Origin of the sequence: Desulfogranum marinum, assembly GCF_016918565.1 — a bacterium.
GTDB classification, from domain to species: Bacteria; Desulfobacterota; Desulfobulbia; order Desulfobulbales; family Desulfobulbaceae; genus Desulfogranum; species Desulfogranum marinum.
The window spans coordinates 1-24,208 of record NZ_JAFFQD010000009.1 but is presented as its reverse complement, the minus strand read 5'-3'; the positions used below and the strand labels follow the sequence as shown (position 1 = coordinate 24,208).

At 47.3% G+C, this 24,208-nt stretch carries 20 protein-coding genes and 1 riboswitch; of the genes, 9 read left to right on the top strand and 11 right to left on the bottom strand.

What is annotated here, in order from left to right; all coding sequences use genetic code 11:
* Positions 1 to 125: 125 nt before the first annotated feature.
* Both JWH17_RS07055 and JWH17_RS07050 read right to left on the bottom strand, forming a co-directional pair.
* The gene (locus JWH17_RS07055; RefSeq protein WP_205221891.1) at positions 126 to 2,180 is read right to left on the bottom strand and encodes a molybdopterin-containing oxidoreductase family protein; all 2,055 of its coding nucleotides are present in this window, start codon (positions 2,178 to 2,180) and stop codon (positions 126 to 128) included.
* 11 nt (positions 2,181 to 2,191) lie between these two features.
* Positions 2,192 to 3,130: a class I SAM-dependent methyltransferase gene (locus JWH17_RS07050; protein WP_205221890.1), complete on the bottom strand. Its 939-nt coding sequence runs from the start codon at positions 3,128 to 3,130 to the stop codon at positions 2,192 to 2,194.
* 438 nt (positions 3,131 to 3,568) lie between these two features.
* A riboswitch (cyclic di-GMP riboswitch) is annotated at positions 3,569 to 3,642 on the top strand.
* A 267-nt stretch (positions 3,643 to 3,909) separates the two neighbouring features.
* Between JWH17_RS07050 and JWH17_RS07045 the strand changes: the two genes are divergently transcribed.
* The 4 genes from JWH17_RS07045 to JWH17_RS07030 all read left to right on the top strand — a co-directional run bounded on the left by JWH17_RS07045 (position 3,910) and on the right by JWH17_RS07030 (position 6,304).
* A complete protein-coding gene (locus JWH17_RS07045; RefSeq protein WP_205221889.1) occupies positions 3,910 to 4,311 on the top strand; it encodes a hypothetical protein in 402 nt (133 codons plus the stop codon).
* An 88-nt stretch (positions 4,312 to 4,399) separates the two neighbouring features.
* Entirely contained in the window at positions 4,400 to 4,798 is a 399-nt protein-coding gene (locus JWH17_RS07040; RefSeq protein ID WP_205221888.1) for a rhodanese-like domain-containing protein, read from the top strand.
* Between the two features lie 118 nt (positions 4,799 to 4,916).
* Positions 4,917 to 5,579, top strand: a complete 663-nt coding sequence (locus JWH17_RS07035; protein ID WP_205221887.1) for a 4Fe-4S binding protein — start codon at positions 4,917 to 4,919, stop codon at positions 5,577 to 5,579.
* A 26-nt stretch (positions 5,580 to 5,605) separates the two neighbouring features.
* Positions 5,606 to 6,304, top strand: a complete 699-nt coding sequence (locus tag JWH17_RS07030) for a rhodanese-like domain-containing protein (RefSeq protein WP_205221886.1) — start codon at positions 5,606 to 5,608, stop codon at positions 6,302 to 6,304.
* A 171-nt stretch (positions 6,305 to 6,475) separates the two neighbouring features.
* On the opposite strand, the gene JWH17_RS07025 is transcribed toward JWH17_RS07030, so the two are convergent.
* Positions 6,476 to 7,402 carry an MBL fold metallo-hydrolase gene (locus JWH17_RS07025; protein ID WP_205221885.1) on the bottom strand — a complete coding sequence of 309 codons (927 nt, stop codon included), beginning with the start codon at positions 7,400 to 7,402 and terminating at the stop codon, positions 6,476 to 6,478.
* 562 nt (positions 7,403 to 7,964) lie between these two features.
* On the opposite strand from JWH17_RS07025, the gene JWH17_RS07020 reads away from it, so the two are divergent.
* The 3 genes from JWH17_RS07020 (at position 7,965) to asnA (ending at position 10,156) form a co-directional block, all read left to right on the top strand.
* On the top strand, positions 7,965 to 8,396 hold the full coding sequence (locus tag JWH17_RS07020) for a DsrE family protein (RefSeq protein ID WP_205221884.1): 432 nt from the start codon (positions 7,965 to 7,967) through the stop codon (positions 8,394 to 8,396).
* A gap of 15 nt (positions 8,397 to 8,411) precedes the next feature.
* Positions 8,412 to 8,882, top strand: coding sequence for an Lcl domain-containing protein (locus JWH17_RS07015; protein ID WP_205221883.1), 471 nt, complete (start codon positions 8,412 to 8,414; stop codon positions 8,880 to 8,882).
* Between the two features lie 143 nt (positions 8,883 to 9,025).
* Positions 9,026 to 10,156: an aspartate--ammonia ligase gene (asnA, locus tag JWH17_RS07010; protein ID WP_205221882.1), complete on the top strand. Its 1,131-nt coding sequence runs from the start codon at positions 9,026 to 9,028 to the stop codon at positions 10,154 to 10,156.
* A gap of 50 nt (positions 10,157 to 10,206) precedes the next feature.
* On the opposite strand, the gene JWH17_RS07005 is transcribed toward asnA, so the two are convergent.
* Positions 10,207 to 11,427, bottom strand: a complete 1,221-nt coding sequence (locus JWH17_RS07005; protein WP_205221881.1) for an aminotransferase class I/II-fold pyridoxal phosphate-dependent enzyme — start codon at positions 11,425 to 11,427, stop codon at positions 10,207 to 10,209.
* 29 nt (positions 11,428 to 11,456) lie between these two features.
* The gene (locus tag JWH17_RS07000; RefSeq protein WP_205221880.1) at positions 11,457 to 12,395 is read right to left on the bottom strand and encodes an NAD-dependent epimerase/dehydratase family protein; all 939 of its coding nucleotides are present in this window, start codon (positions 12,393 to 12,395) and stop codon (positions 11,457 to 11,459) included.
* 244 nt (positions 12,396 to 12,639) lie between these two features.
* Between JWH17_RS07000 and grdC the strand changes: the two genes are divergently transcribed.
* Together grdC and grdA are read left to right on the top strand one after the other, a co-directional pair.
* Positions 12,640 to 14,139 (top strand): glycine/sarcosine/betaine reductase complex component C subunit beta, encoded by a 1,500-nt coding sequence (grdC, locus tag JWH17_RS06995; RefSeq protein ID WP_205221879.1) that lies wholly within the window; start codon positions 12,640 to 12,642, stop codon positions 14,137 to 14,139.
* 77 nt (positions 14,140 to 14,216) lie between these two features.
* On the top strand, positions 14,217 to 14,672 hold the full coding sequence (grdA, locus tag JWH17_RS23685; protein ID WP_232370960.1) for a glycine/sarcosine/betaine reductase complex selenoprotein A: 456 nt from the start codon (positions 14,217 to 14,219) through the stop codon (positions 14,670 to 14,672).
* Between the two features lie 55 nt (positions 14,673 to 14,727).
* Here grdA and JWH17_RS06975 read toward each other — a convergent pair whose 3' ends face one another.
* From JWH17_RS06975 to JWH17_RS06950, 6 genes are all read right to left on the bottom strand, one after another.
* Positions 14,728 to 16,044 carry a glycine/betaine/sarcosine/D-proline family reductase selenoprotein B gene (locus JWH17_RS06975; protein ID WP_232370959.1) on the bottom strand — a complete coding sequence of 439 codons (1,317 nt, stop codon included), beginning with the start codon at positions 16,042 to 16,044 and terminating at the stop codon, positions 14,728 to 14,730.
* 2 nt (positions 16,045 to 16,046) lie between these two features.
* Positions 16,047 to 17,291 (bottom strand): glycine/sarcosine/betaine reductase component B subunit, encoded by a 1,245-nt coding sequence (locus JWH17_RS06970; RefSeq protein ID WP_205221874.1) that lies wholly within the window; start codon positions 17,289 to 17,291, stop codon positions 16,047 to 16,049.
* A 416-nt stretch (positions 17,292 to 17,707) separates the two neighbouring features.
* A complete protein-coding gene (locus JWH17_RS06965; protein WP_205221873.1) occupies positions 17,708 to 18,184 on the bottom strand; it encodes a YbhB/YbcL family Raf kinase inhibitor-like protein in 477 nt (158 codons plus the stop codon).
* 62 nt (positions 18,185 to 18,246) lie between these two features.
* Positions 18,247 to 19,287, bottom strand: coding sequence for an RNA 3'-terminal phosphate cyclase (gene rtcA / locus JWH17_RS06960; RefSeq protein WP_205221872.1), 1,041 nt, complete (start codon positions 19,285 to 19,287; stop codon positions 18,247 to 18,249).
* Positions 19,288 to 19,732: 445 nt separating this feature from the next.
* The gene (gene glgC, locus JWH17_RS06955; RefSeq protein ID WP_205221871.1) at positions 19,733 to 20,950 is read right to left on the bottom strand and encodes a glucose-1-phosphate adenylyltransferase; all 1,218 of its coding nucleotides are present in this window, start codon (positions 20,948 to 20,950) and stop codon (positions 19,733 to 19,735) included.
* A gap of 218 nt (positions 20,951 to 21,168) precedes the next feature.
* Complete coding sequence (locus JWH17_RS06950; protein ID WP_205221870.1) at positions 21,169 to 22,767, bottom strand: Na/Pi cotransporter family protein; 1,599 nt, start codon at positions 22,765 to 22,767, stop codon at positions 21,169 to 21,171.
* Positions 22,768 to 24,208 lie beyond the last annotated feature (1,441 nt).

Here is a 24,208-nt window from a genome sequence, read left to right as displayed (position 1 = left end):
TATGGTCTACTTGCCACGTGTCCCCTCAGATAAAAGCAGCCTGAAAGGTACTGCATATGTGTGAGGGGATTTTTTTATTGTCGTTGGTGTATAGCACCGTAAGATTCCTGCCCCACATCCGGCGCTCACACCTTTTTTATCCTGCACATAAAGCTGCGGCTGGTCGATGTGCCGGTTACAGGGCCACGTGCATCATCCTCGGTAAGTGTATTAAGATTGCAGCTTTTGCTATATTCCCCCCAACCCCATGCAATCCGCACCGATCCCTGCCGCACAACGGTGGAGAGCTTAGCCTCCATCTCTATCGATCCCTTAGGGGTTGTAATTTCAACCACATCACCTGATAGAATACCCAAAAGCGCCGCATCTCGCGGGTGAATATCCACCTTCCCTTTGCTGCTTTTTTCAAGGAGGGTCGGGACAGTCCGATACTGGGAATTGGTAAAATGAATATCGCGGCTGCCACTGATACCAAGCAGCGGATACTCGTCAGCCTGATCGAAAAAACTGATCGGATTTTCTATCTTCCCCTCTTCAAACGGTACAGCAGCTAAACCTGCTTGGGCAAGTCTTTCGGAATAGAACTCTACCTTGCCGGTTGGGGTGTTAAACGGCTGCTGCAGATATTTTTCATACTGGAGTTCTTCCAATCTAACTGCATTGTGCTGGTTTCGGATGGACTGCACGTCAACCCCTGTTGGTTCGAGTTGATAATCGATGGCTTCTTCGGCAGTCTGCCAGGGAAATTCGTTGCTAAATCCCAATTCCCGAGCGAGGGCAAAGGTAATTTTCCAGTCCGGCCATGATTGCCCCACAGGTGGAATGACTTCATTTTGCAATATGATAGGATTATTGCGGATAGAAGCGCGGTTAAGCTGTGTCTTTTCGAAGCAGCTCGCAGCTGGCAGCACTACATCGGCCATTCTTGCGGTCTCGGTCATGAACATGTCTATAACCACAAGCGAATCCACCTTATCAAAGGCAGCTCTGGTTCGTTTTGAATCGGCCATGGTCACCACAGGATTCCCTGATTGGACCACCACCATTTTCAACGGGTAGGGCTTCTCCTCCAGGATGGCATCGACAATACATCCTTGGACCTGGTTCCCCCACGTTGGACTAAATGTATTGAACAGCGGAAAGGCAGAGGTAATGGGTAAGGCTCCCTCTGGAAGTCTGTCCCGTAGTTGCATATCCTTTACTGGTATTGGCTGCGGTAGGACATCACCGCCGGATGTGTCAAGATTACCGGTAAGAGGCCGTAAAAAAGCTACAGCCCGGGTCGTGTCAAACACGTGCCGGTGCATATCAAGCCCGTTTCCATCAATTATAGAGGCTGGTTTTATGGTCGCGTAGAGATGGGCCACTTCTCTAATCTGTCGAGGCGTCAGCCAGATTTGGTTCGCTACTTTATCGGCAGAATAGTTGGCGCTTACCTCTTTTAAACGTTCAAAACCAGTGGTATAGGCGTTGACAAAATCTTTATCGTATAACTCCTTTTCTATTATTTCGTTAATCATAGCCATGGCCAGCAGACCGTCATGCCCAGGTCGTATCCGGAGCCAGATATCCGCTTTTTTGGCAAGGGTGGTTTCCACAGGGTCAATAACGATGAGTTTGGCACCCTGTTCTTTGGCAAAAAAGATGGCCTCGGCTGCACCCAAGGCGGTGTTCACATCATTTTTCCCCCACACAATAATACAGCGACTGTTTTTGGCTTCGGGAAAGGCCATTGAACCATATACGTAGCAGTGCGCCATATCGCGCGCCACAAAACAAATAGACCCATTGCCGATGGTGTTGGGTGAACCAAAAAGATTCATCAACCTGTTGGGATAGTCCCAAGGAGCCCCCCAGTCCGCCGCCATTCCGCGCAGCCAGGCCACGGATTCAGCTCCTGAATGTTTCTTGTGGTAATTGAATTTTTGGGCAACAAGCCGCAGGGCCTCCTCCCATGAGGTCTCGCAAAAATCGCCTGTAGCCGAGTCTCTGACAAGAGGAACGGTCAGGCGAGTAGGGGAGGAGACGATATCCGGAGCAGCCTTGAGTTTTGGACAGACGAGCCGCTTGTCCTTATCCAGAAAAGATTTTCGTTGGGCCGAAATTAGTTTTCCATCAACCACATCTACTGTAATCGGACAACACGATGAACATAAGCGGCAGACAGTATCCTTTTCCATGATACCTCCGTTTATCTTGAAGCTTTGAGATAACAGCTTTGAATCAGCTCATAATGATTAGTGTGGGTCCTGATCTTCCACCAAGCCTTGCCTTTGTGCATAATCTGCCAGGGTAATTGATTTTCAGGATCACTGGCGGAGAGTATTCCAACAACATTGTCCAACCCTTTTCCGGCATACATCCCTTCTTTTTTTCCACCGAGCCATTCCTCCACAGGTGCTGCCTCAGTTGACCAGGAAAAAGGATCAGATAAGAGAAACTGGGCATCGGTATCACGTGTTACCCTGTTCATTTCCCTCAAGTGACGCAGAGGTGAAGGCACCTTATCAATAAGATTGAGCGAAGCGTACGCAGCAATGCTTGCACTTCGCAGTGGCAAGGCAAGGGCATTGCCAACAATGAATTCTACCTTTTCGCTTTGCCATGATTCAGGCAGGGTAAAAGACGCAGCGCGGGTGAGCAGTCCTTCATCTTTGAGTGCAAAAGAAATTGACCTCTCCTTCATCAATTGCCTGGCAGTTTGAACAAAGGCCACAGAATTATCAACACCAATGGCAAAATCGCATTTGGTACTTAACTCAAAGGTAAAACGGCCAACAGCTCCGCCTGCATCAACACCTATCCCTTCGGCAGGGTTTATTTGCCTGGACCATGAAGCATATGCTTCAGAGGCATATTCCTGGTCAAACAGATCGCTATAATGGCTCCAGAGGTAGGAAGACACCACCTCCTGCTGTTCATATTTATTCTCCGTTGCTCCATACTGATCCTTGAAAGGGTCGAGATGGGCAATACCATCATGAATGGGAAATACAGCACCGCAAGCAGTGCAGGCAAGAGTGCCGACTTCTATATCATCGTCGTCGGCCTGAATAATTGTAACATCAAACGGAGCATTTTTGGGGAGGCAGGAGGGGCAAACAAGAAAATCAAGGAGACGGCGCTTCATTTTTGATCCTTTTCCAGTTTTCGTTTAACAGGGAAAACCACATGCAATACAGCTAAGACAGGACAAGAAAATAAAATACCATTGAATATCAAATACCTAGCTTAAATTAATCTTGATGCTAGGTCAAACCATATTACTTTTTTCCTCCAAATAACGGAGAGATCCTTGTCAAACCTCAACAATTTTTCCATTCTTGCCCATAATCGGCAAAAGAACAAATTGGAAGGACCAAGCAATACATACATGGGAGTCACAGTACTTCCATCAAACCGTACTATTAACCGCACGGTTTTCTTGTGCAAACTCCAGATAAAAATTACAGCTGATTTTATTGGATGACATCTCCGTGAAGGAGGGGTGCCAGTGGAAAAGAAGTCACTTTTGGACCTTGACTAGCTTTTCTCTTTACCCGTATAATTAACGTAATAACGGACAATAAATAAGAAAAGCCAAACCTGCCGCAAGGTGGGGACGGAAAGCTGCGGGTCATTTATGATAGCCGAGCTGCCTTAAAATAAGGTAGTTCGGCTATTTTTTTTATTACTCTTTTAAAACCAGGAGACTGATCAAAAAAACATGAAAAAAAGCGTAGACCTTGTCTCCAGATGCCCAAAAAATAGCTGATTTTCATGAGGAATCAGATTTCAATTTGTGAATCACCAGAGTGGCTTTAACCAGTGACCATAGTACAAGGAGAAGCAAAATAATATGGAGGTGATCTGATGAAGAAGGGAAATTACCAACTAGTTTTACGCACATTTTTGTTATTTTCTGTGACAATGGCAATAACAGCTCCCTCGTACGGCGCCGGCGCGACAAAAACAGATCAAGTTCGCGAGAACCAGAGCGACAAGATGACCAGCGTATCAAGTCAGACCCCGGCAGCCACAGCGAGTGCTGGTACCGGAACTGCGGTGATGGATCTGAATAAGCAGGCTTCGGAGAGAAACCGACGGGCTTGCGTGGAATGGTGTGATGCCAATACGGAGTGTGCCATGTGCAGAGCGTCAGGGCTGTGCGGCAGTGGTTACAAGGTATTGCGGACGTGGGGAGGACCTGGTGTGAAATGGGATGCCTGCAAATTCGTATCACGAGCACCTAGGGTACACCCGAGACCACCCGAGGGGCGCATGCAAATTCCGGGGGAAATGAAATCGCCGGTTCCGCCGATACCTCAATAGGCAATGAACAGGCTACAGGAAGATTGGCTGTCTAATGGCAAACAGCTAGAGAACTTTAGTTGTACAGTTGCGCCATAAAAGCGACCTAATGAGGACCTGTAAATACCCACAGTCCATTGATAACAAAACATTACATAGTTGGATTGAAGACGGTGAAAAAGAGTTTGTGCTCTTAGATATCAGGGAACCTGGTGAAGTGTCAGCTGCAAAAATTGTAGCTGATGAGTCAATGGATATTCCAAGAGGTTTGGTAGAGTTTGTATTTACTCAAAAGATAACAGATCATGACATGCCGGTTGTTGTGTATTGTAAGAAAGGTGGAAGAGGAGCGCTTGCTGCTGCGACCCTGAAAGAGCTGGGATATAAAAATGTTTACAATCTTGACGGCGGAATTCTCAAATGGATCACCGACGGCTATCCGGTAAGCAACTTTTTCGGTGAATTTGAAGTGAAAAATTTTGAATCAAATTTTCAGAAGAAGAGCTGATACAATATTTTTCTATTTGAAGTACCATACTATTTAGCTGCTGAACTTGACAGTTTACTTTTTGCAAGTTCAGCAGCTATTTTAAGTTACCTTATGTTATAAATACCATATCATCATTATGAGTAATAGTTCTTATAAAGAGAAAAAATACAGAAAAAGCATTCAGTGGGTAATGACCCTTTTTCTGCCCGTTGTGATTATAGGAGGATATTTTTATCCTGCTATAGGGTTTACTATTGTCGGAATGATTGTGTTTTTTATGACACTGGCAAGTAAACGAGGCCGCTTATATTGTGGATGGCTTTGCCCAATGGGGTCATTCCATGAACGATTCTTATCAAAAATCAGTCGGCATAATGTAGTTCCATCGTTTTTTAGATCAACCTATTTTCGTGTGTTTGTGTTTGCCGCGATGATGGGGTTTATGACATATCGACTGAGCCTTGCGCTGGGAGATGCCCAAGCCATTGGTGGTGTATTTCGGATGATGTGGATTGTTTCAATAGCATTAGCCATTGGGATGGGCCTCTATTATAAAGCAAGAACCTGGTGTGTCATTTGTCCCATGGGATCACTTCAAGGAGCCATGAGTCTAAATACCTTCCGTTTACATGTTTCAGATGAATGTGTTGGGTGCCGTACATGCCAGCGTCTGTGCCCAATTTCGACCTACCCAGGAAATTTTCATGATGCAGTTAGTGCCAAGGTTCCTTCAATTGATTGCCTGCGCTGCTATAACTGTGTTGAAAACTGCCCTAAAGGGGCCCTAGATTTTCGGTGATGAAGCTTCAATGCCAGGGAAATGTGATGAAGATAATAAATAAGCACCCCCTAAGAATAACTTGTGTTTTCATCTTTATATTTTTCAATTTTGCTGCACACTGCTTTTCCTCCATGGCTAAGCATACCGATATTTCGGGGGAACTGCAGAATGGCTTTCGGGTGTTGACGATTTCGGGCACAGAAACTGACTTGTTTTTTACAGTCTATCGGGGGGATTACATCAAATTCAGACTTCACGCATTAGAAGAAAACCCCGTGCTTGAAATCCCTAGGCTGGAGATCAACCGGAAACTCCCTTTTGATTTTAGTAATACGCCTTACTTTAAGATGAAAAAAGTCGGGTTATATCCATTTACTGTTGGAAGGGTTCAAGGCAGGATAAAGGTAATTGAGTATTCAAAGCCTCACTACCAGGCCCTAACAGCAGATGAAGCAAATACGTTTATCAATGATAATTCTCCTTTCATTTTAGATGTTCGCACCAATCGGGAATATTCGTCAGGCCACCTTGAAAATTCGATGCTCATACCGATTCAAGAACTTCAACAAAGATACACAGAGCTGTTACAATATAAAAACAAAGATATCTTTATTTACTGTGCCACCGGCAACAGGAGTACAGTCGCCGCAAAAATATTGATAGATAAAGGATTTACCCGCATTTACAATTTGAGAAAAGGATTGTTTGATTGGGCTCAAAAAGGTTACCCAATAGTTCGATAAGTAATCAAAAAACAAGGTGCTTGCTGTCTCAGGATTTAGCTCACGAGGTTGAAGAAAATGCAGGTACTGGTCCCCATTCAAATCCACGGCCTGTGGTTTCGGAGTATGTGACTCTCTGTTCTTTTTGCCTCATACCTATTAATAGTTTGCAGAATGCTGTTCACACGGTCCTCACACCTCTTTTCTTCTTAAAAGAGGCAGCTCAAACTGGTTTCCATCCTCCATTTGAATCACATTTGGATGTACTGCCTTTGCTTCAGAAGCAAAATCTTGATTGGGGCCGTACCGTTGGGAGAAATGGGTGAGGAGCAGGGTGGTCGCATGAGCTTCACTGGCCAATTTACCTGCCTGTAAGGCAGTCAGGTGACCGTGGGCTTCCGCTTTGTCAGCATCTTTTTCTAAAAAAGTTGATTCGGTAACCAATACATCCACATTTTGAGCCAGAGCAATGGCTGCATCACACATTCTGGTATCCAGTACAAAAGCAAAAGATTGACCTTTTTTGTGGATGCTGACGTCCTTAAGCCGTATTACTTTTCCTTTGTAAAACACCTGACCTTTTGCTTTCAACTCGCCGACTAGAGGTCCTTTTATCCCTATCAAAGTTAACGCCTTCTGGTCCATGTTTACACTCTCTTTTTCCTCTATACGGTAACCAAAGGTTTCGATGGTATGACTTAATCGTTTTGCTGTTATTATCAGTTGATTGTCTTCATAAACAACGCAGTTCTCACCCTCTATGGGATGAGGTTCCAAAAACGCTACATCATAATAACTGGCTACCCCTTTTATATTCTCAAAGAAGTGGGCACCGGAAGCAGGAAAATAAATTTGTACGGTATGAGGAACTCTATCCAAGGAAAGGCGTTGTAGGATGCTTGATAGCCCGAGACAGTGATCTCCATGGAAGTGTGTGATAAAGATTTTGGTTATGTCGGTAGCCGTAACACCAGCAAAAATCATTTGTCTTTGCGTGCCTTCTCCAGGGTCAAAAAGAAAACCTTCGTTATCCCATTTAAGAAAGGAGCCGTGCTGATTCCGGCGAGTGTTGGGTACTTGGCTGGCTGTACCTAAAGCTGTGAATCTTCTGATGGACATCTTCAATTTAACCGTGCGCAGTAAATAGGGCCACAAGGACATCTATTAGGAAGAGTATGCATTATATCGGCTTTGACCTCCACAAAAAGGTTATCGCTTCCTGCAATAAACCTGTCCTTTCTTTATTGTTAAAGTGTCTTGAAAAATTACAAATTCGTCCAAACTCGAAGTGTATCCACGCGGGATCCTGTTAGTGGTTGATAAACGTAGTCGTTTTGTGAAACTATACATAATAGCTAGCGTCTGAAAAGCAAAAAGTTCAGTATTCCGATTGTTTGGCGATAAATAGTTAAGAAGCTGGATGAACCGGCAATTTTTCAAGACAGTTTTTCTTTATCATAGTTTACTCCTCTCATTTAGGATACCAGCCAAGCCGCAACTGAGGAAGATCCCTTTTTTACATTGTTCTTAAGGATGATTATTCTTTTTTGCAGACATTATTTTAAGTAGTGGGCCTATCGGTTTTAGGTGCTCTATCTTAGTTTTAATAAAGGCTAATCTTATGGATCGTTTGAATAAATGTGCATTGGTAGTATGCGCTCTCTTTGGTTTGCTGACATGCATGAGCAGCTTGGTACATGCAGGGGGAGCACTTGACGGTGTTGATGAGGTAAAGGCGATATATGATGTTCGGGTAAAAGATGCAAAGCGTTTTGCTTTTTTTCTCGATGTGATTGGCAAAGCATATGACGGGCTTTTCGCTCGGGGAGTTGGTGCCGATGTGGTGGTGGCAGTACGTGGACCTTCTATCCGCTACCTTTCAACGGAAACATGGTCCTATACTGAAGAAGACCAACGTCATCTGGCCAAAGCAGCAAGCTTGCTGGAAGGGTTGCGAAAAAGAGGAATAAAGATCGAGGCTTGCTCTATAGCAGCTGGTCTGTTTAAAGTTGACCACTCATCGTATTTACCAGGAGTAATACCGGTTGAGAACACCTTTGTCTCGCTTATTGGTTATCAGGCCCAGGGATACGCGTTGGTTCCTGTAAATTGATGTGGAGGACTCTTTATGAAACGAAGAGAGGCAGGCCATAGTCATAAAAGGCTGTGGCTGTTATGTACTGTGATTACCGTGGTATTGTTTTGCGCAGCCGCAATATCCTTGGCAGGAAATGACAAAAGCTATTTATCGTCTGTTGGTACAGCATATTTTCAGGACAAGCGTACACAGACCATGTGGACCGCAGTAAAGAGTAAAAAACTGGATACAGTTGCGGAGGTGCGGCAATACCTTACTCGACTCAATGAAGGAGAATACAATGATTGGCGTTTACCAACCAAGCAGGAGCTGTATGACCTCTTTACCGTCTTTGATTTGAAAAATAACGGTAAAGTACGAATCAGTATCGAAGGAAATTACTGGATGCGCAAACCTGAAGGGAAAATCATAGCAGGGGCGTGGGAAATTGGAGACGGATGTGGACCGGAGCGGGTTTATTATTCCAAGGAAAAAGGGTACGTGAGAGCAGTTCGGCCCTGACTCTATTCGAGTGTTAATCTCTTACAGTCAGCCAGCAGAGGTAGGAGGGAGACTCCATTTGCTCGGTAGTCCAAGAGACTTGAAATATCATATGAAGGCGGGAGTACCGAAATCTGGACACCTCGACAAAAAAGGGGGACATTATGCCAGAACGAAAAGCAGGTCTTGCCGGACCGGGAATTGGTGATTACGGGCTGCTTGCTCGTGAATTGCCGCAGAACTATCAACCGCTTCTCGACCCCATGGATAGGATGAAGGCGGTATTTGCCATTAAGCACCACATAGAGACCAATCTCTGCAAGGAGCTGAACCTGCAGATGGTACAGGTACCTTTACTTGTGGACAAGGACAGTGGCGTAAACGATATGCTAGACCGGGATGGAGCTCGGTCACCGGTAGAATTTCCTTGCGGGCTGGGGCTTGATGTCCCTCTACGCGCCGAGGTTGTTCAGGCCGCCACCAAGTGGAAGCGTATAGCACTTGAGCAATTCAACTGCCAAAAGGGCGAAGGGATATGCACGGACATGCGGGCGATTCGCAAAGACTATTTTCTCGATCACGATCATAGCGCCTATGTGGATCAATGGGACTGGGAATTGGCAATTGGCCCTGAAGAGCGCACACTTGAGTTCCTTAAGGAGGTTGTAGTACGTATCTGGGGCGTGATTCGCGCTGCCGGTAGCATGGTGCAAAACATGTATCCTCAGTTGAAAGTCGCAAATTATCCTGATTTCCCAGAAGAGATTGTTTTTATTCATGCCGAGGAAATCCTTGAGCGCTATCCAGATATACCACGAAAAGAACGTGAAAACAGGCTGCTTCAAGAGCATGCACCAGCCGTATTTATCATCGGCATCGGCTGGCCCTTGAAAGACGGGTACCCCCACGAATTGCGAGCTGCAGATTATGATGACTGGACGACTGCGACCGTCAGCAGGAACGGTGAGCAGTTTCACGGTTTAAATGGGGATATCCTGGTGTGGAACCCTGTGACGAAAAGGCGCCATGAGTTGTCGTCAATGGGAATTCGGGTAACCAAAGAGACCCTGAAGATCCAGCTCAAGATGTCCGGCCAGGAAGAGATGCTTGGTTTACCTTACCACCAGGCTATTCTTCATGACGCTATTCCGCTGAGTATCGGTGGCGGTATCGGGCAGGCAAGGACCTTCATGTACCTGCTGCGTACCGCTCACCTCGGAGAGGTAACGGTCTCGGTGTGGCCAAAGGAGTTGAAAGATATCTGCGCAGCCAAGAATATTCACCTCCTAGTATAACGCCAAGCAAGTGGTCGGAAGAAGTCATGTAAAAGCTACCAGCCTCCCTATCAGCTGAAATCGGCCAGAATCCTGAGGAGATACTCTATATCCTTTGCGGTATGGCTTGCCGTCACTTGCAGCCGTATTTCCTCTTCCCCTTTTGGCACTACAGGGTAGTTAAGGCCGGTCGCCAGCACATTGCGCTCGAAGAGGTAATCCACCATAGCTGCGGTTTTTTGCGTATCGCGTACGAGGAGCGGTACAATCGGGTGCTCGCCACTGATGGTTTCGATCCCAATATCTGCCAACCCCTGTCTGAGGCGTGCAGACAGAGTACGCGTTTTTTCAAGCAACGTTATACCCTCATCACTGTTGAGTATGCTTAGGGCTGCCATCGCCGCCGCTGCCTCGGCCGGCGTAATGGGGTTGGAGTAGATGTAAAAGGGCGACGTCTCCCTGAAAAAATCTATCACCTTCTTGCTGGAGACTGCATACCCGCCATTCACGCCCAGGGCTTTGCCCAGGGTCGCGATATACAGATCCGCACGGGCGCCTGTATACTCCTCTGTCCCGCGACCTGTTTTGCCAAATGCTCCTACGCCGTGCGAATCATCGACCACGGTTATGATTCCTTCCTTGTAGCTGCTTTCATACTTGCGGCAAAGGGCCGCAATTGCATCCAAGGGCGCATGGTCGCCGCGCATACTGAAAATGCCGTCGGTCACTACCACAACCCTTTGGTATACCCTCTGATTAGTGTGTAGTAGATTTGCAAGTTCATCCATGTCCAAGTGGGGATAGATTGCTTTTGCCGTCGGTTGAGCCAGACGAATACCATTGATGATGCAATTGTGGTTCAGGCTATCGCTGATCACCAAAGTGTCTCGGCTGATTAGCTGGGGTAAAATGCCTGTGACCGCAGCATAGGCACTACTGAAAAGCATCCCTGCTTCACGCCCGTGAAACTCCGCCAGCGCAGCTTCCAGCTCCGTATGCATTGCATAGGTACCGCTGATAAACCGTACCGCTCCCGGCCCACATCCAAACAGTTCTGCCGCAGCTTTCTCAGCATCAATTACCTGTGGGTGAAGTGCCAGCCCAAGGTAACCGTTTGCATTCAGGCGTAAAAAGAGACGTCCGCCGGCGTCGGCCAGCGTGTATCGGGGACCAAAACCATTATGGGCCGGTTCAATGCCGGTGATGATCTGTTCTTTCCCTTTGAGGACCCCTCTCTGTTGTAATACCGATAATTGCTCTGTGAAATTGAGTTCGATATACTGTAATGACATGACCTCTACTCCTTGTGGGTGGTTATCCGTCAGGAAAGGCTATCGAGCATTTCCCGTACCATCGCTGCCAGGTCATATTGCGGAGCCCATCGCCATTCCGCGCGGGCAACACTGTCATCCATATGCCTCGGCCAGGAATCTGCGATAGCCTGCCGTACCGGATCAACGGTGTAGGTGATGGTAAATTCGGGAATGAGTTTTTTTATTTCATAGGCAAGTTGCTCAGGTGTGAAGCTCATGGCCGTAATATTAAATCCATTGCGGTGGGCAAGAGCGGTTGTATCACTCTCCATTATCTGCATGATTGCCGCAATCGCATCGGGCATATACATCATGTCGAGCCGGGTATCAGGCCTGAGATAACAGACATAGTGCTGCTCGCGCAGGGCGGCATAAAAAATGTGAACCGCATAGTCGGTAGTACCTCCGCCGGGTATTGCCTTGTAGGAGATCAGGCCCGGAAAACGTACGCCACGCGTGTCGACCCCGAAACGCTGGTAATAATAATCACATAACAGCTCACCGGAGACCTTGGTGATGCCGTACATTGTGTTGGGGCGTTGAATCGTATCCTGGGGAGTATTGTCAGAAGGAGTCGTCGGGCCGAAGGCAGCTATGGAACTGGGGAAAAAAACTGCGCACTGCTGACGGCGGGAAATCTCCAGGACATTGGTCAGCCCATTCATGTTGATGTCCCAGGCTTGTTGCGGTTGTGTTTCAGCCGTAGCCGACAATAGAGATGCGAGGTGAATAATCGTATCTACATCGTGTGCTGCCACTATCGTCTCCAGTCCATGACAGTCTCTGATATCCAGAGAGTAGTAAGGCCCTGATGCATGGAGGTTCGGATCAGGTCGGCGTTTATGGCCGATAGCAAAAACGTTCTCGTTGCCAAATTTGTTGCGCAGAGCGGGCGTCAGTTCAGTGCCTATCTGCCCGGTTGCACCGGTGATCAGTATCTTTTTCATCTGTACGTCGTCGCCTCTTCCTGTTTATTGAACATGGAACAATGCCAACGTTACACTCAGAACCGAGAAAAATAGGGAAGCCCTGTTTTCTAAGGTTTTCTTTCCTCCATTCCTATACAAAGTATATTGTACAACTTTTTGCAAAGCAAATTCCACCTCTACACGGTTTAGTCTGACAACCATATTTTCATTGACAATGTCCAGAATATACAGAGATAATGAAGGAGAAAGGGAGGAAAAGCCTATGGCATCATATCCTGTTATCCGCAACTGCTCCTATTGTCTGGCCCATGTTCCTGACCTGGTGCGCTATGGCTCAAAACCACGGAGGGAAATCGCCAGGAATTCGGCTGTTGAGCAACATATCACCGACTTTCTTCGCTCCTATTCCGAAGCGGTCAGCTACCCTCCAAACCAGACTTTTCTAGGGAACTCCACTCCAGAGGAGTTGGCCAAAATACCGCGCCCCTGGTACCGGTCTACCGGCAGCGCCGAGCCGGAAAAAGAAAAACAAGTCGGTAAATTCGGCGAGATAGTAGACCAGGAGTTCTTTCTCGCCCTGATCAAGGCCGCTGACATTCTCACTCCACCGCTTTTCCAGACCGACGGTCATCACACCGACACCTTAAAATCCAGACTGCACAGTCACCCTTTATTTGGTTTTCAGGCATCTGGAGTCATTAGTCAGACAGAAAAATACCGGCAGGACGATACATCACTCAAAGCTCTGCCGATCTATCATCAGGCAGAGTTGTATGGTTTTTTCCACAGGGATGAGCGTGCCGAGGGAATGGATGATGAAAACCTGGTTGCACATGATCTTTTGGAGAATTTGTGCACCAAGGCAAGCGGTGCCTTGGCCCTGAAATGGTTGTTATCGCGGGAAGGTATCGGCCCGGAGGATGTCGATTTCCTGATCAGTTGTGGAGAAGAGGCGTGCGGGGATCGTTATCAGCGAGGCGGCGGCGGCATGGCCAAGGCCATTGGCGAAATGTGCGGCTGTGTAAACGCCTCCGGGGTGGATGTGAAAAATTTTTGCGCTGCTCCTGCTTCTGCTCTAATCCTTGCCGGTAGCCTGGTGCAGGCTGGAGTACATGAACGCATCGTAGTGGTTGGCGGAGGCTCGCTAGCCAAATTGGGAATGAAATTTGAACCATTCATTGCTCAGAAAAGGTTTATTCTGGAAGATTGTCTTGCGTCCATGGCCTTCCTGGTCACCATGGATGATGGTGTCAGTCCTGTGCTTCGGCTAGAGCCTGGTGCCGTGGGCAAGGTACCCATAGGCGCCAGTACCTCTGAGGAATCAGTTTATAGGTCGTATCTGGTGGAACCGCTGCGTAACCTTGGCTTACGCTTTACTGATATCGATAAGTACGCAACTGAACTACAGAATCCGGAAATAACAGAATTTTCCGGATCAGGTGATGTAGTGAAAAAAAACTACCGCAAGATCGCAGCCATGGCGGTCCTTTCCCATGCGTTGGAAAAGAAAGATATGGAGACTTGGATTGCCGCCATCGGCATGCCGGGTTTTGCGCCTACTCAAGGGCATATTCCGTCGGCAGTTCCTTATATAGGCCATGCCATGGAGGCAATGCGTACCGGTTCGGTGAAGCGGGTAATGTTCCTTGCCAAGGCAAGCATTTTTCTTAACCGCTGCACCAACCTTTTTGACGGTGTGTCCTTTATCCTGGAGCGTAACCCGCAGCTCGCAGGAAGAAACAAAAACAGAGAGAGAAAGTAGTTAACCCACAACAGGAAACCAGCGACGGACAACTCTTTACGTTGCCGGTTACTTCAATCAATTGATGGGAGGCTGTCATGTTACAAGGGAAAAAAATAATAGTGTTTGGTGAACGGGACGATATTACAGCCACAACGATTACGAACTGCCTTAAAACGGCAGGAGCTGAAGTGGTCTATGAAAACACTGCCTGTTTTGTCTGAACCTCAGCAGGTGCTGCAGGTCTTGCAGAACAGGAAGAGGTGAAAAAAGTCGCCGAAGAGCATGGAACAGCTGATTTGCTGGTGGTGTTCGGCTTAAATCAGCCAACCACCCTGGAAATCATGGCTCGGACCTTTCGCGATGGAGATCCAAGCTACGCCGGTGCCCTTGGTGGTGTAGCGCTTGGCTTGAAAAGTTATCATATCCTGGAGCTTAAACAGTATATTCCCCCCGAGGTGTGGGAGGAGCAGATGGCGATGAATGAGCTGGAAATCGAGGACGCACTCTGGGCGGAGATCCACGGCATACTGAAACAATCGCGCGGGGAATAGGTCGGCGTCGGCAGCGTCGTCGGAGTCGGGCACTTTCACCCATCCAATTGTCGTCTCATTCGAAAACTGTTTGCTTCTCAATCGGCGTTTGCAGGGCGTGTAACGCTTTTTCCACTAGTTGCCGCCTCAGTGCCTTTTCTTCTGCAATGCTTTTATCGGGTCTACCAAAGGGATGAGGGATGGCAATGGTCGGCACAATCCGGTTGCCGCCTACCGTGAGAGAGATGGGGACTATGGAGCAGGCATGCACCACAGGGATGCCTGATCGTTCAATTTCTTTGACCATCGTTGCACCGCAACGAGTACAGGTTCCTCATGTGGAGGTGAGGATTACTGCCTGCACTCCGTCGGCCACCAGGATTTTGGCAATTTGCTGCCCGTACTTCCTGGCATTTTCCACTGAAGTGGCATTGCCGACGGTGGCATAGTAATACTCATGCAGAGAACCAATCGCCCCTTCGGCCTCTAACTCGCGAACCGCATCCAACGGCAGCACCCGGTTTGGGTCTTGGTTGGCATAGGTGGGGTCGTAGCCTCCATGGGCTGTCTGATGGGTTTGGGCGCTCAACGCCTGCAGCCCTTTGAGGGAATAGGTACCGAAACGCTGAGCATTGGCCGCTTCAATCCGATCCGGGTTGCCTTTGGGCACAATTCCTCCAGAGGTGACCAGGGCCAGTCTGGCTTGCCCCATATCCTTAATCGGCGGGGCCGGTTCGGCCCGATCAAAGACCGGCATCGGGTATTCGGTGGTAAAGGGTTCTCCGTTCATGCGGGCCAGCAGCATGGTAACCGCTCGCTTGGCTCCTGTTTCGCGGACAAATATATTTTTCCTTTTTCCCTGCAGGAGATAACCGTCCTTCTCCGGCCAGACCTCTTCCTCACGTACCAGCTTAAGCCCCAGCGGAATCATGTTGCCTATCGCATCGGCCATCCCCATAACATTATCGCTGGTGCGGGCTATGAAGGTGTGTAGTCGATAGAGCTCAACAGCGGGATTGTTGGGGTACATACCGGTTACCGCAGGCAGGTCCAACTCTTCCTGCACCGCCTGACATATTGCGCCACAGGCGATACCGTATCTTCCTGCATTAAATGCCGGTCCGGCGACCAGCAGATCTGGTCGATTTTCCGTGCAGTACGGGGTAAGCAAACCGAGGATTTCCCTGATCGCCGCTTCAGGGTTTTCTGCGACATAGTTGTCGCCAAAGACAAGGGTGGCTGCAATTTCAATTTGCGGGAATTCCTTCTGGAGTAACATCCCCGGACCTCTTGCTCCTGAAAAGAGGGAAGGGGGGGTACTGGCCTGTTCTTCTCCGCCTATGCCGCCGAAAAATTGATTGAGACAGTGAATGATTCGATATTGGATGGACATACTCAGACCTCCCTACATCGTAAGGTTTGCCAGCCGAGTTCGTTGGTTGCGCCGATAATTGCCTGGAGCTCAACTTCCATGCTGCCGTCATCATGCAGGCTATGCGGGTAGGCACCAGCGAGCTTAGTCAGGTCGCTGATGGGACCCAACAACTGTTCCAGCGGAGAAAGGAGGATCCGTTCATTGGCATTGCCAACCGAAACCATGGCAATTGCCTGGGGGGTCGAATCTGCAAGCGACTGCGAACATCCGTTGGCACCGGCAAATTCATCGGTCAGGGCAACGGTAGGAATGCCGGCTTCCTCCAATCCTCGGATGAGTAACATCTGGTCGGTATCCGGGTTGCCAAACCCCTCTTTGCTCATAATAGCGCCATCCGCCTTGAGTGTCTGTACCAGTTCAACGGATTGTTGCGCTGATTTCTTTTTGGCATCCAGGCTTATCGGCTCATTGGTTAACACCACGCCGACCAAAGAAAGACGCTTGTGATGCTCCCGCAACAGTTCCCGCAGCACCGGGTTGTTTTGGTGGTGGTAGGTGGTGTTTTTGTCACAGGCACTGACACAGTTTCCAGAGATAATTGCTCCATCTAGCAAGAGGGTATGTTCAAGGATGCGGGGGAGCCCCTGCTTGGCATTTTCTTCTAACACATAGGTGTCGTGCAGCAGTCCCTGGCTGAGCAGCATGTACACATAAGCAATGCGCGGCAGACTGGAAGGAACGGCAGCTGGGTCAATTGGCGGATAGGTCTCTACCCGGGTCGGATTCTTGTTTGTGGATGTTTGTGCGAGAAGAGTCGCAGCCGTCAGCCCGGTTAGGCGAACAACCTCCTCATGCTCGTGCGGGGATAAACCAGGTACAACCTGAATATCCAGAACGACATTGAGTGTTGCTGAGAAGGGAGTATGTGCAGCTCCAGGCCCGCTCATGTCGATAATACCCTCCTGGAAGCCAACGATTTTCCCGCAGGTCACCACCGCAACATTTTTCAGGATATGGGTATTGCCTACCCCTAGTTCGGTACCCTTAATCTTGCATCGTGGTTCAATGACGTCTTTCACGCAGAGTATCCGAGTCGAATCTCCGGGCATGGCCGTGTGGAGTCCAATGGCGCTTATCCGTTTATCCGATGTTTTCAGGGTGTTTTCCAGAGACTCCCGGTTAATAACCAGTGTTGAACCGTCTATGATGGTTTCCTGGCCGAAAACGATATCATTGATTTCGAAATATGCCAGTTTAAGAGTCATGGTCGCATCTCCCCGGCAACGGTTAATTTGCAGGAGCATAGAGTTCAGAGGGTGAACCAGATCGCAGGCAAAATGGTCCCTGTTGAGCTCGCAACTCCCATTGGTGCTATATGATACTATTCTATCACATTTTTGAGTGGATGCAGGTGTTTTTTAATACAAAGATTTAGCAATATTTTTTTCTGATTACCCATGAAACTCAGCCATTTTTTTTTGGGACTCGGGAGACAGAACGGAGTCTTCGATCAGTCTCCCGGATTTAAAAGAGAAATAAAATCAGTCCCCTGTCTGTATGGTAGATAATTGGCTGAGTTTTGTACGTAATCAGATATTTTTTTGGTAGGGAGCCCCTGTTGCCTGATTAGTTATATTGCCAAGATTCGTTGCTGCAAACGGCACAGCTTTGTACCTGCTCCCTAACGAGAACGTTCGTATGTCCCCACCAGTTGGGCTTTGGCGAGAATATGATCCTGCATGGCCTGTTCGAGCGCAGGTTTATCGGGGGTGCCTAGGTCAGGCAGCAAAGTATCGAGGGCATACAGCTTGAAAAAATAGCGATGGCAGCCGATCGGTGGACAAGGGCCACCATAGCCAGTCTGTTTCCAGTCATTCAGCCCATGTAGGATGCCTTGCGGTAAATCTTGTTCCTGGATCCCTTCCTGCAGGCTGCTGGTCGTGGCCGGTATGTTATAGAGAAGCCAGTGGACCCAGGTCATTTTCGGTGCGGCAGGATCAGGTGCATCCGGATCGTCAACGATAAGGACAAGGCTTTTGGTCTCCCGCGGCAGACCCGACCAGGCCAGATGAGGGGAAAGATCGTTGCCGTCACAGGTATGAGACGCAGGAATCGTATGGTTATGCCTGAAACTGTTGGAACATATTGCCAAAGACATGGTTTTCCCTCCTCTTGAGCTATTATGAATTGCACCGGACTGTCCGTTTCCTAGAGTCCGATTTATCCAAGGCCAATGCGGCAGGCATCTTCGCCAATGGGCAGGCACCTAAACCTGCAGCCTGTAAATTGTCGTATGACCTCTATATTAGTTAGTGTATGCCGGCTGGGCTCCACGGTAGTGAAAGAACCTTTACCAGCCAGGGCAAGTGGAAGCAGCAGCTGGTCGGCTAGGTATTCGGCTGCAGCTACATTGCCGGCTTGGAGGTAACGACGTGTCTCCTGCACCACTTCATCGGCAACCGCTTCCGCCGGTACGCCGCGTCGACCAAAACCGGTAAACACCTCGGTAACATGTTCACTGTGCACCGCAACCCAAACAACATTACCCGGACTGTTTGCACCTGTTTCAACCTGCATCGAAAGACAATCTTTGCCCAGATCGAGTTCACGGGCGATAACATCCAATTCGCGCAGAGCGATATGTTCGGGTAAGCGGGAAACGATCGCCCGAGCCTCTATACCCCGCAGACGCCCACGGCCCGTAAGATCCAACGGTTTGAGTGTGCCGACCGGATCGATGTCCACCCGGATGCGTCCCCCGCCGGCGGGATAGAAACCATACTGGAGAAGTTGAGTCTTTACCTTGGCTCCCATTCGTGTAAGCAGTGGTAAAAAAGCATGCACCAAAAAATCAAAGGGCGGTGCCATGGGATTATGAGTTCCCCCCTCCAGAACCAGGCGCGAGGGACCCTGAGCGGTCAGCAGAGCTGGGAGGATAGTCTGGAGAACCAGAATAGTGCTGCCTGCGGTCAACATGGTAAACTGATACTTTCCCGGTGTTAGTTTTCCTGGTTGAAAGCACAGTTCCTGGGATGCCGGTTGATCGCCCTCAACCTTTGCCCGGCCTATTTCTGCCGCAGCCCTTACAGCGGTAAGATGCTGTGGCCGGAGCCCTGGCTTCTTTCGACCTGCGCGAATATTAACCATCCGAAAAGGTCGGCCAAGACACAACGACAAAGCAAGCGCAGTGCGCAACACTTGACCTCCTCCCTCACCCTGTGAGCCGTCAATGTGCAGCAGTGGGGCTGCTGACCTGTTCACTCAGTCCTCCATGTATGAGTATCGTCTAAGCGCCATCATAAAACACGCTGCTTGGACGAGGATGGGGGGGCAGATCTTTGCTTGACTCTTGTCAATCTTCAGGTTGATTTCTTTAATCCGCTTTTTGAGTTGTTTGTTTTTCAAAAGCTGATTTTCTGTTCTCGTCACAATACTACTCACCGAGCTGTATTTCAAAAGTTGAAATTCTTGGCAGATATCCGTCAATCGCAAACCGCTTTTTTTCTGGCAAGATATACAGCCACGTTGCGAGGCTCATTCTCTTGACCTCGCTTTGATTGTTTTCTTTCCCCTGGCTCAACAGCATAGCATTGGCATACTGCAAATTTATTTGCGGATATTGTCGGAGCCAAAGGCTTTGATTGAGGTATTTCGTTTTGATGTTGAAGCTGCTGATAGGTAGCCTTGACCGATTCAATGACACCTATTAAAAGGTGTACCCTTCAGGTACGACAACGATTCCATTTTCTGAGACGGTAAATCGTTGCTGGTCCTGTTCCAGATTGTAACCAATTTGCTCCATGGCAGGGATTTGAACATTTTTATCAACGATGCAGTTTCGTAATTTTGCACCAGCTCCCACATGGACACCATCAAAAAGTATTGATTTGGCGATGCTTGCTTTATCATCGATATAGATGTCGTGAAACAGGATGGAGTGCAGGACAGTACCTCCGGAGATGACCACACCATTAGCCAACATTGAATTAACAAAGACATCTTTCGTCCCTGAACTTCCAGGAATTGTTCTGGCTGGTGGAGACTGAGGTTGATATGTACGAATGGGCCAATCCTGCTGATACAGGTTCATTGGAGGAATTGGTTTGAGCAAATCCATGTTTGCCTGGTAATAGGCATCAATTGTACCAACGTCCCTCCAGTAACGGTCGGGAGTTACTCGGCCCTTTTTCTTGCCGAATTTGTAGGCTTGAACAGAATATTCCTTGAGCAGTTTTGGTATAATATCTCGGCCAAAATCATGCTTCGAATTTTTGTCTTGTTGATCTGCTGTCAGTACATTTTTCAGCAACTCGGTGGAAAATACATATACACCCATGGAGGCCAAACATTTTTGCGGGTCATCATGAAGCGGGGTAGGGATTTTCGGTTTTTCTTCAAATTCTACAACCTGTAGATTTTTATTGGCCACAATAACCCCGAAGGCGGTAGCTTTTTCAACACTAACCTCCATGCAGGCGAGTGTTACATCCGCACCTCGCTCTTTATGGGATTTCAGCAACGCTTCATAGTCCATTCGGTAAATATGATCGCCGGAAAGAATTAGCGTATATTGTGCATCACTGCGCTCAAGCAGATTAAGGTTCTGGCAAATTGCATCAGCTGTGCCCTGATACCAGTGGTCGCCACGATTCATCTGGGCAGGGACTGCAGTTACATATTCTCCTAGTTCGGGGTTGTAAATAGACCAGCCGTCACGCAGATGTTTATTTAGGGAATGAGATTTGTACTGGGTGAGGACCAGGATTCTACGTAGTCCCGAGTGAAGGCAGTTTGCCAGCGCGAAATCAATAATCCGATATTTACCACCAAAAGGGACAGATGGTTTTGATCTTTTCGAAGTTAGAGGAAATAATCGGGACCCCACGCCTCCTGCCAGTATAAAAGTCAGTGTTTTACTTTGCATAACAATCTGATTGTATGGAAAAAATTGACTCAATAATGTATACTTACCATTTTGGTTTTGGTAAAAAAAATAAAGCTGCTGTTGATAGCGATATACCGCGCATCTTATCACAAATGTTTAAAATCAGAGCTGAAAAAAAGAAAAATTTTGATCAACATGTTTTCAGTCAATTGTTATCAGGCTCTATACCCCTCTATTACCTTTTCTTCCAATGTCACTCATCTTATCTTCAGAACATGTTCTGCAAAGGTATTAGAATGTACGCTTATTCTCCCTACATCCTTCAGCACAGCAGGGTACATTGCATCAACAGTGAGGCCGGCTTCCTGATCTCTCAAAGTAAGTATATACTTGTTTCTGTAAGCTGATTTAAGCTCTCTTGCCTCATGCTCCATGGCACGGATGTCACCCGCAAAAATTTCTCCCTTTTTTTTCAATGAACTGGCAGCAGCTTTGTACACTTGCACAGTATTATCAAAGAAATGTGCCAGGTCTTTTTTAGCGATATCCGAAAAATAAAATTTATCATGAACACTGTACCCAGCAATATTTTCAGCCAGATCCGATATTCTTTCCAGATCGTGTATTATGTGCAACAGCGCTCTCTTGGTTGTCCGGTCTTTTTCACTTAGCGTAATCGTACTGATTTTATTAAGGTAAGTGGAAATGTTACTATAAAGGATGTCCACATTCTGTTCGCTTTGATCGACACGTTTGATGGCATGCTCATCATTTTCAAAAAATGCCATTTTCGCGTTTTTGAGCGATTCTGAAACCAAGAACGCCATTCGAACAACCTCCTGCTCAGCCTCGTACAAAGCTAGTGCCGGAACAGCAAGAAACTTGTCTTCAATACGGCCCTGGCCCGATACTGAAATCTCCTCTCTACCAGGTATTAGCACCTTCAAAACAGATACCAAAACCCCGACAAAAGGCAGCAGGATGAGGCTGACCGAAATATTGAATATTGAATGGGCGTTGGCAATGAGGCGAGCGGTATCCGTCGCGGTATAGGATATCAATGTTGCAAACTGCTCAATAAATGGGAAAAAAATGAGGGCACCAAAAACGTTTATAATAAACTGGGCCACTCCCGTCCGCTTGGCAGCTATGTTCGTTCCTATGATTGCGATCAACTCCAGCACACAGGTGCCAATATTTGCGCCTATGACCAACGCAATGCCTGAATTAAGTGGAATGACACCCTCAATCCCCATGGCAATAACCAGACTTGTGGTTGTTGAACTGCTGTTGGTGATGGCTGTGAGTAAAGCGCCAGCCACTATACCAAGTAATGGATAAACGCCAAAATCAACCAGCAGCTGAATAACCAAGGGGTAATCTTTCAGCGTCGAGGAACCGTCAGTCATAATCTTCATGGAGAGGAAGATCATGCCAAGATACAAGAATATTTCACCGACGTTGATAAGTTTTTCCTTTGAGCAGCCGGACTTCATGGCAAATCCCGTTATAATCAACGGGTAAAAAAACATTTTCACATTAAACGCAACTATCTGGGCAGTGATAGTTGTACCAATTTCCGAGCCAAGAATAACATATATGGATTGTCGGAGGTTCATGATCCCTGCATTGACAAGACCAAGCAGCAAGAGGACCGTCACACTGGAACTCTGCACCACAAAAGTTACCAGAGCACCGGTAAGTGCTCCTTTTATAGGGTTGCCTGTTGCTTTCTGCAGAATGGATTTGAGACGGGCACTGGCGGTTTTTTTCAGGGTGTTACTCAGCATACCGATGCTGAACATGAAGATGGCCAACCCACCACCTAATTGTAAAAGAACGAAGAGAAATTGCATGTCAACAGCCCCTTAATGTCTTGTATATCCAGGGAAAAAACGCCGGGAAGCTGGTAGCGATCCCAAGATAATACAATTATGTGACAAAGTTGTGGTCACAACACTTCATTATTTTCGCATTGTTTCTTTGGAGTAGTATACTTACTACCTAAATCCTGCACGTCGAATGTTAGAAAAAATAAATTCTACTTTAAAAAACAACATATTGAGCAGACAATTGATTTGAAATTCTATTCACTGTTTGAGTGAACCTATTTTTTCTTACCTTCAACGCCCTTCGGGATCGGCAATTTTACCAAATCTGCTATGTTACCGAAGGCTTGAAGTATTTTTATACGTCTGCGCCTCCGGTGCCTCACATTTTCGGCAGGTAGCGTAGACTCCGAAATTTCCAATTGCAGGATTTAGGTTCTATTAAAAACTTTACGTGCCTTGAATCCTCATATTTTCATGAAATATTTTTGCGAAGGGCGTGGGCATACCATATACAAATATAAATTCTGTGATATCTATTTTTCATAATTTTCACGTTCGAAAAGGGAGGCAGAATTGTTTATTGGATTTTCTAGGTTGCCCAGGCCCCTTATTTGAGATACGGATACCCCGTCTCTGAGATACTTCTTGGCGAAATAGTTCCCTACCGGTCAACGGTTCTCTTTGGAGTGTATCTCTGATCAACTTGATATCTGCCTCAGAAATTGTGTCACAAATAGACTGCATATACGCTGGCGTATTATCCCGTTTTATCCTTTTCCAAAGACAGGTATGATGTGTCGGAATCCACAATCCGGATATTACTTCCTCTTGCCTTGCAGCGACAGCCCGACCACCGGAGAAAGTGGGGAGGCTGGTCTTTGCTTGACTCTGGTTAATCTTCAGGCTGATTTTTTTATTCCGCTTTGTGAGTTGTTGGTTTTTAAAAACTGTTTTTCTGTTTTTGTGACAATGATGCTCATACGATCTGTATTTCAAAAGCTGAAATTCCTGGTCAAAATCCGCCAATCGCAAGCCCTTCTTTTTCTCGCAAGATAACGCAGAAATTCCAACAAATGATCGTTTCCTTGAACAAGAGAAATCTTGTGGCGATCACGAAAAAGCTGTCCTGCTATGTGTTACAAATTCGGTTGTAACGCTAAGTATAAACGCCGTTTAGACGTCGTATCGCTTGTGAAAAACGGCCGGCAAGTATCTCACCAGAATATGATAATAATTTTGAATAAGGCAAAATGTAAAAATTAGGAGGTTAAACAACTCCGATGTTTCCTACTGTCAGTAGGAGCAATCAAAGCCTTGTGATCATCAATGTCTAGAAAGTGCGTATTCCACTGAATCCGGCCACCCATTCCAGTCGAAACCGGCCAGTCAGTCCACGTGATTCCGGCCACCTATTCCAGTGAAACTGGCCAGGTGGTCGGAGCGAAGCGACGCTGTTATTTTTTCA

Bases quoted from the DNA above. Each gene is read 5' to 3' on its own strand.
- JWH17_RS07055 (WP_205221891.1), bottom strand. From the start codon at position 2,180: ATGGAAAAGGATACTGTCTGCCGCTTATGTTCATCGTGTTGTCCGATT.
- JWH17_RS07050 (WP_205221890.1), bottom strand. From the start codon at position 3,130: ATGAAGCGCCGTCTCCTTGATTTTCTTGTTTGCCCCTCCTGCCTCCCC.
- JWH17_RS07045 (WP_205221889.1), top strand. From the start codon at position 3,910: ATGGCAATAACAGCTCCCTCGTACGGCGCCGGCGCGACAAAAACAGAT.
- JWH17_RS07040 (WP_205221888.1), top strand. From the start codon at position 4,400: ATGAGGACCTGTAAATACCCACAGTCCATTGATAACAAAACATTACAT.
- JWH17_RS07035 (WP_205221887.1), top strand. From the start codon at position 4,917: ATGAGTAATAGTTCTTATAAAGAGAAAAAATACAGAAAAAGCATTCAG.
- JWH17_RS07030 (WP_205221886.1), top strand. From the start codon at position 5,606: ATGAAGATAATAAATAAGCACCCCCTAAGAATAACTTGTGTTTTCATC.
- JWH17_RS07025 (WP_205221885.1), bottom strand. From the start codon at position 7,402: ATGTCCATCAGAAGATTCACAGCTTTAGGTACAGCCAGCCAAGTACCC.
- JWH17_RS07020 (WP_205221884.1), top strand. From the start codon at position 7,965: ATGAGCAGCTTGGTACATGCAGGGGGAGCACTTGACGGTGTTGATGAG.
- JWH17_RS07015 (WP_205221883.1), top strand. From the start codon at position 8,412: ATGAAACGAAGAGAGGCAGGCCATAGTCATAAAAGGCTGTGGCTGTTA.
- asnA (WP_205221882.1), top strand. From the start codon at position 9,026: ATGCCAGAACGAAAAGCAGGTCTTGCCGGACCGGGAATTGGTGATTAC.
- JWH17_RS07005 (WP_205221881.1), bottom strand. From the start codon at position 11,427: ATGTCATTACAGTATATCGAACTCAATTTCACAGAGCAATTATCGGTA.
- JWH17_RS07000 (WP_205221880.1), bottom strand. From the start codon at position 12,395: ATGAAAAAGATACTGATCACCGGTGCAACCGGGCAGATAGGCACTGAA.
- grdC (WP_205221879.1), top strand. From the start codon at position 12,640: ATGGCATCATATCCTGTTATCCGCAACTGCTCCTATTGTCTGGCCCAT.
- JWH17_RS06970 (WP_205221874.1), bottom strand. From the start codon at position 17,291: ATGACTCTTAAACTGGCATATTTCGAAATCAATGATATCGTTTTCGGC.
- JWH17_RS06965 (WP_205221873.1), bottom strand. From the start codon at position 18,184: ATGTCTTTGGCAATATGTTCCAACAGTTTCAGGCATAACCATACGATT.
- glgC (WP_205221871.1), bottom strand. From the start codon at position 20,950: ATGCAAAGTAAAACACTGACTTTTATACTGGCAGGAGGCGTGGGGTCC.
- JWH17_RS06950 (WP_205221870.1), bottom strand. From the start codon at position 22,767: ATGCAATTTCTCTTCGTTCTTTTACAATTAGGTGGTGGGTTGGCCATC.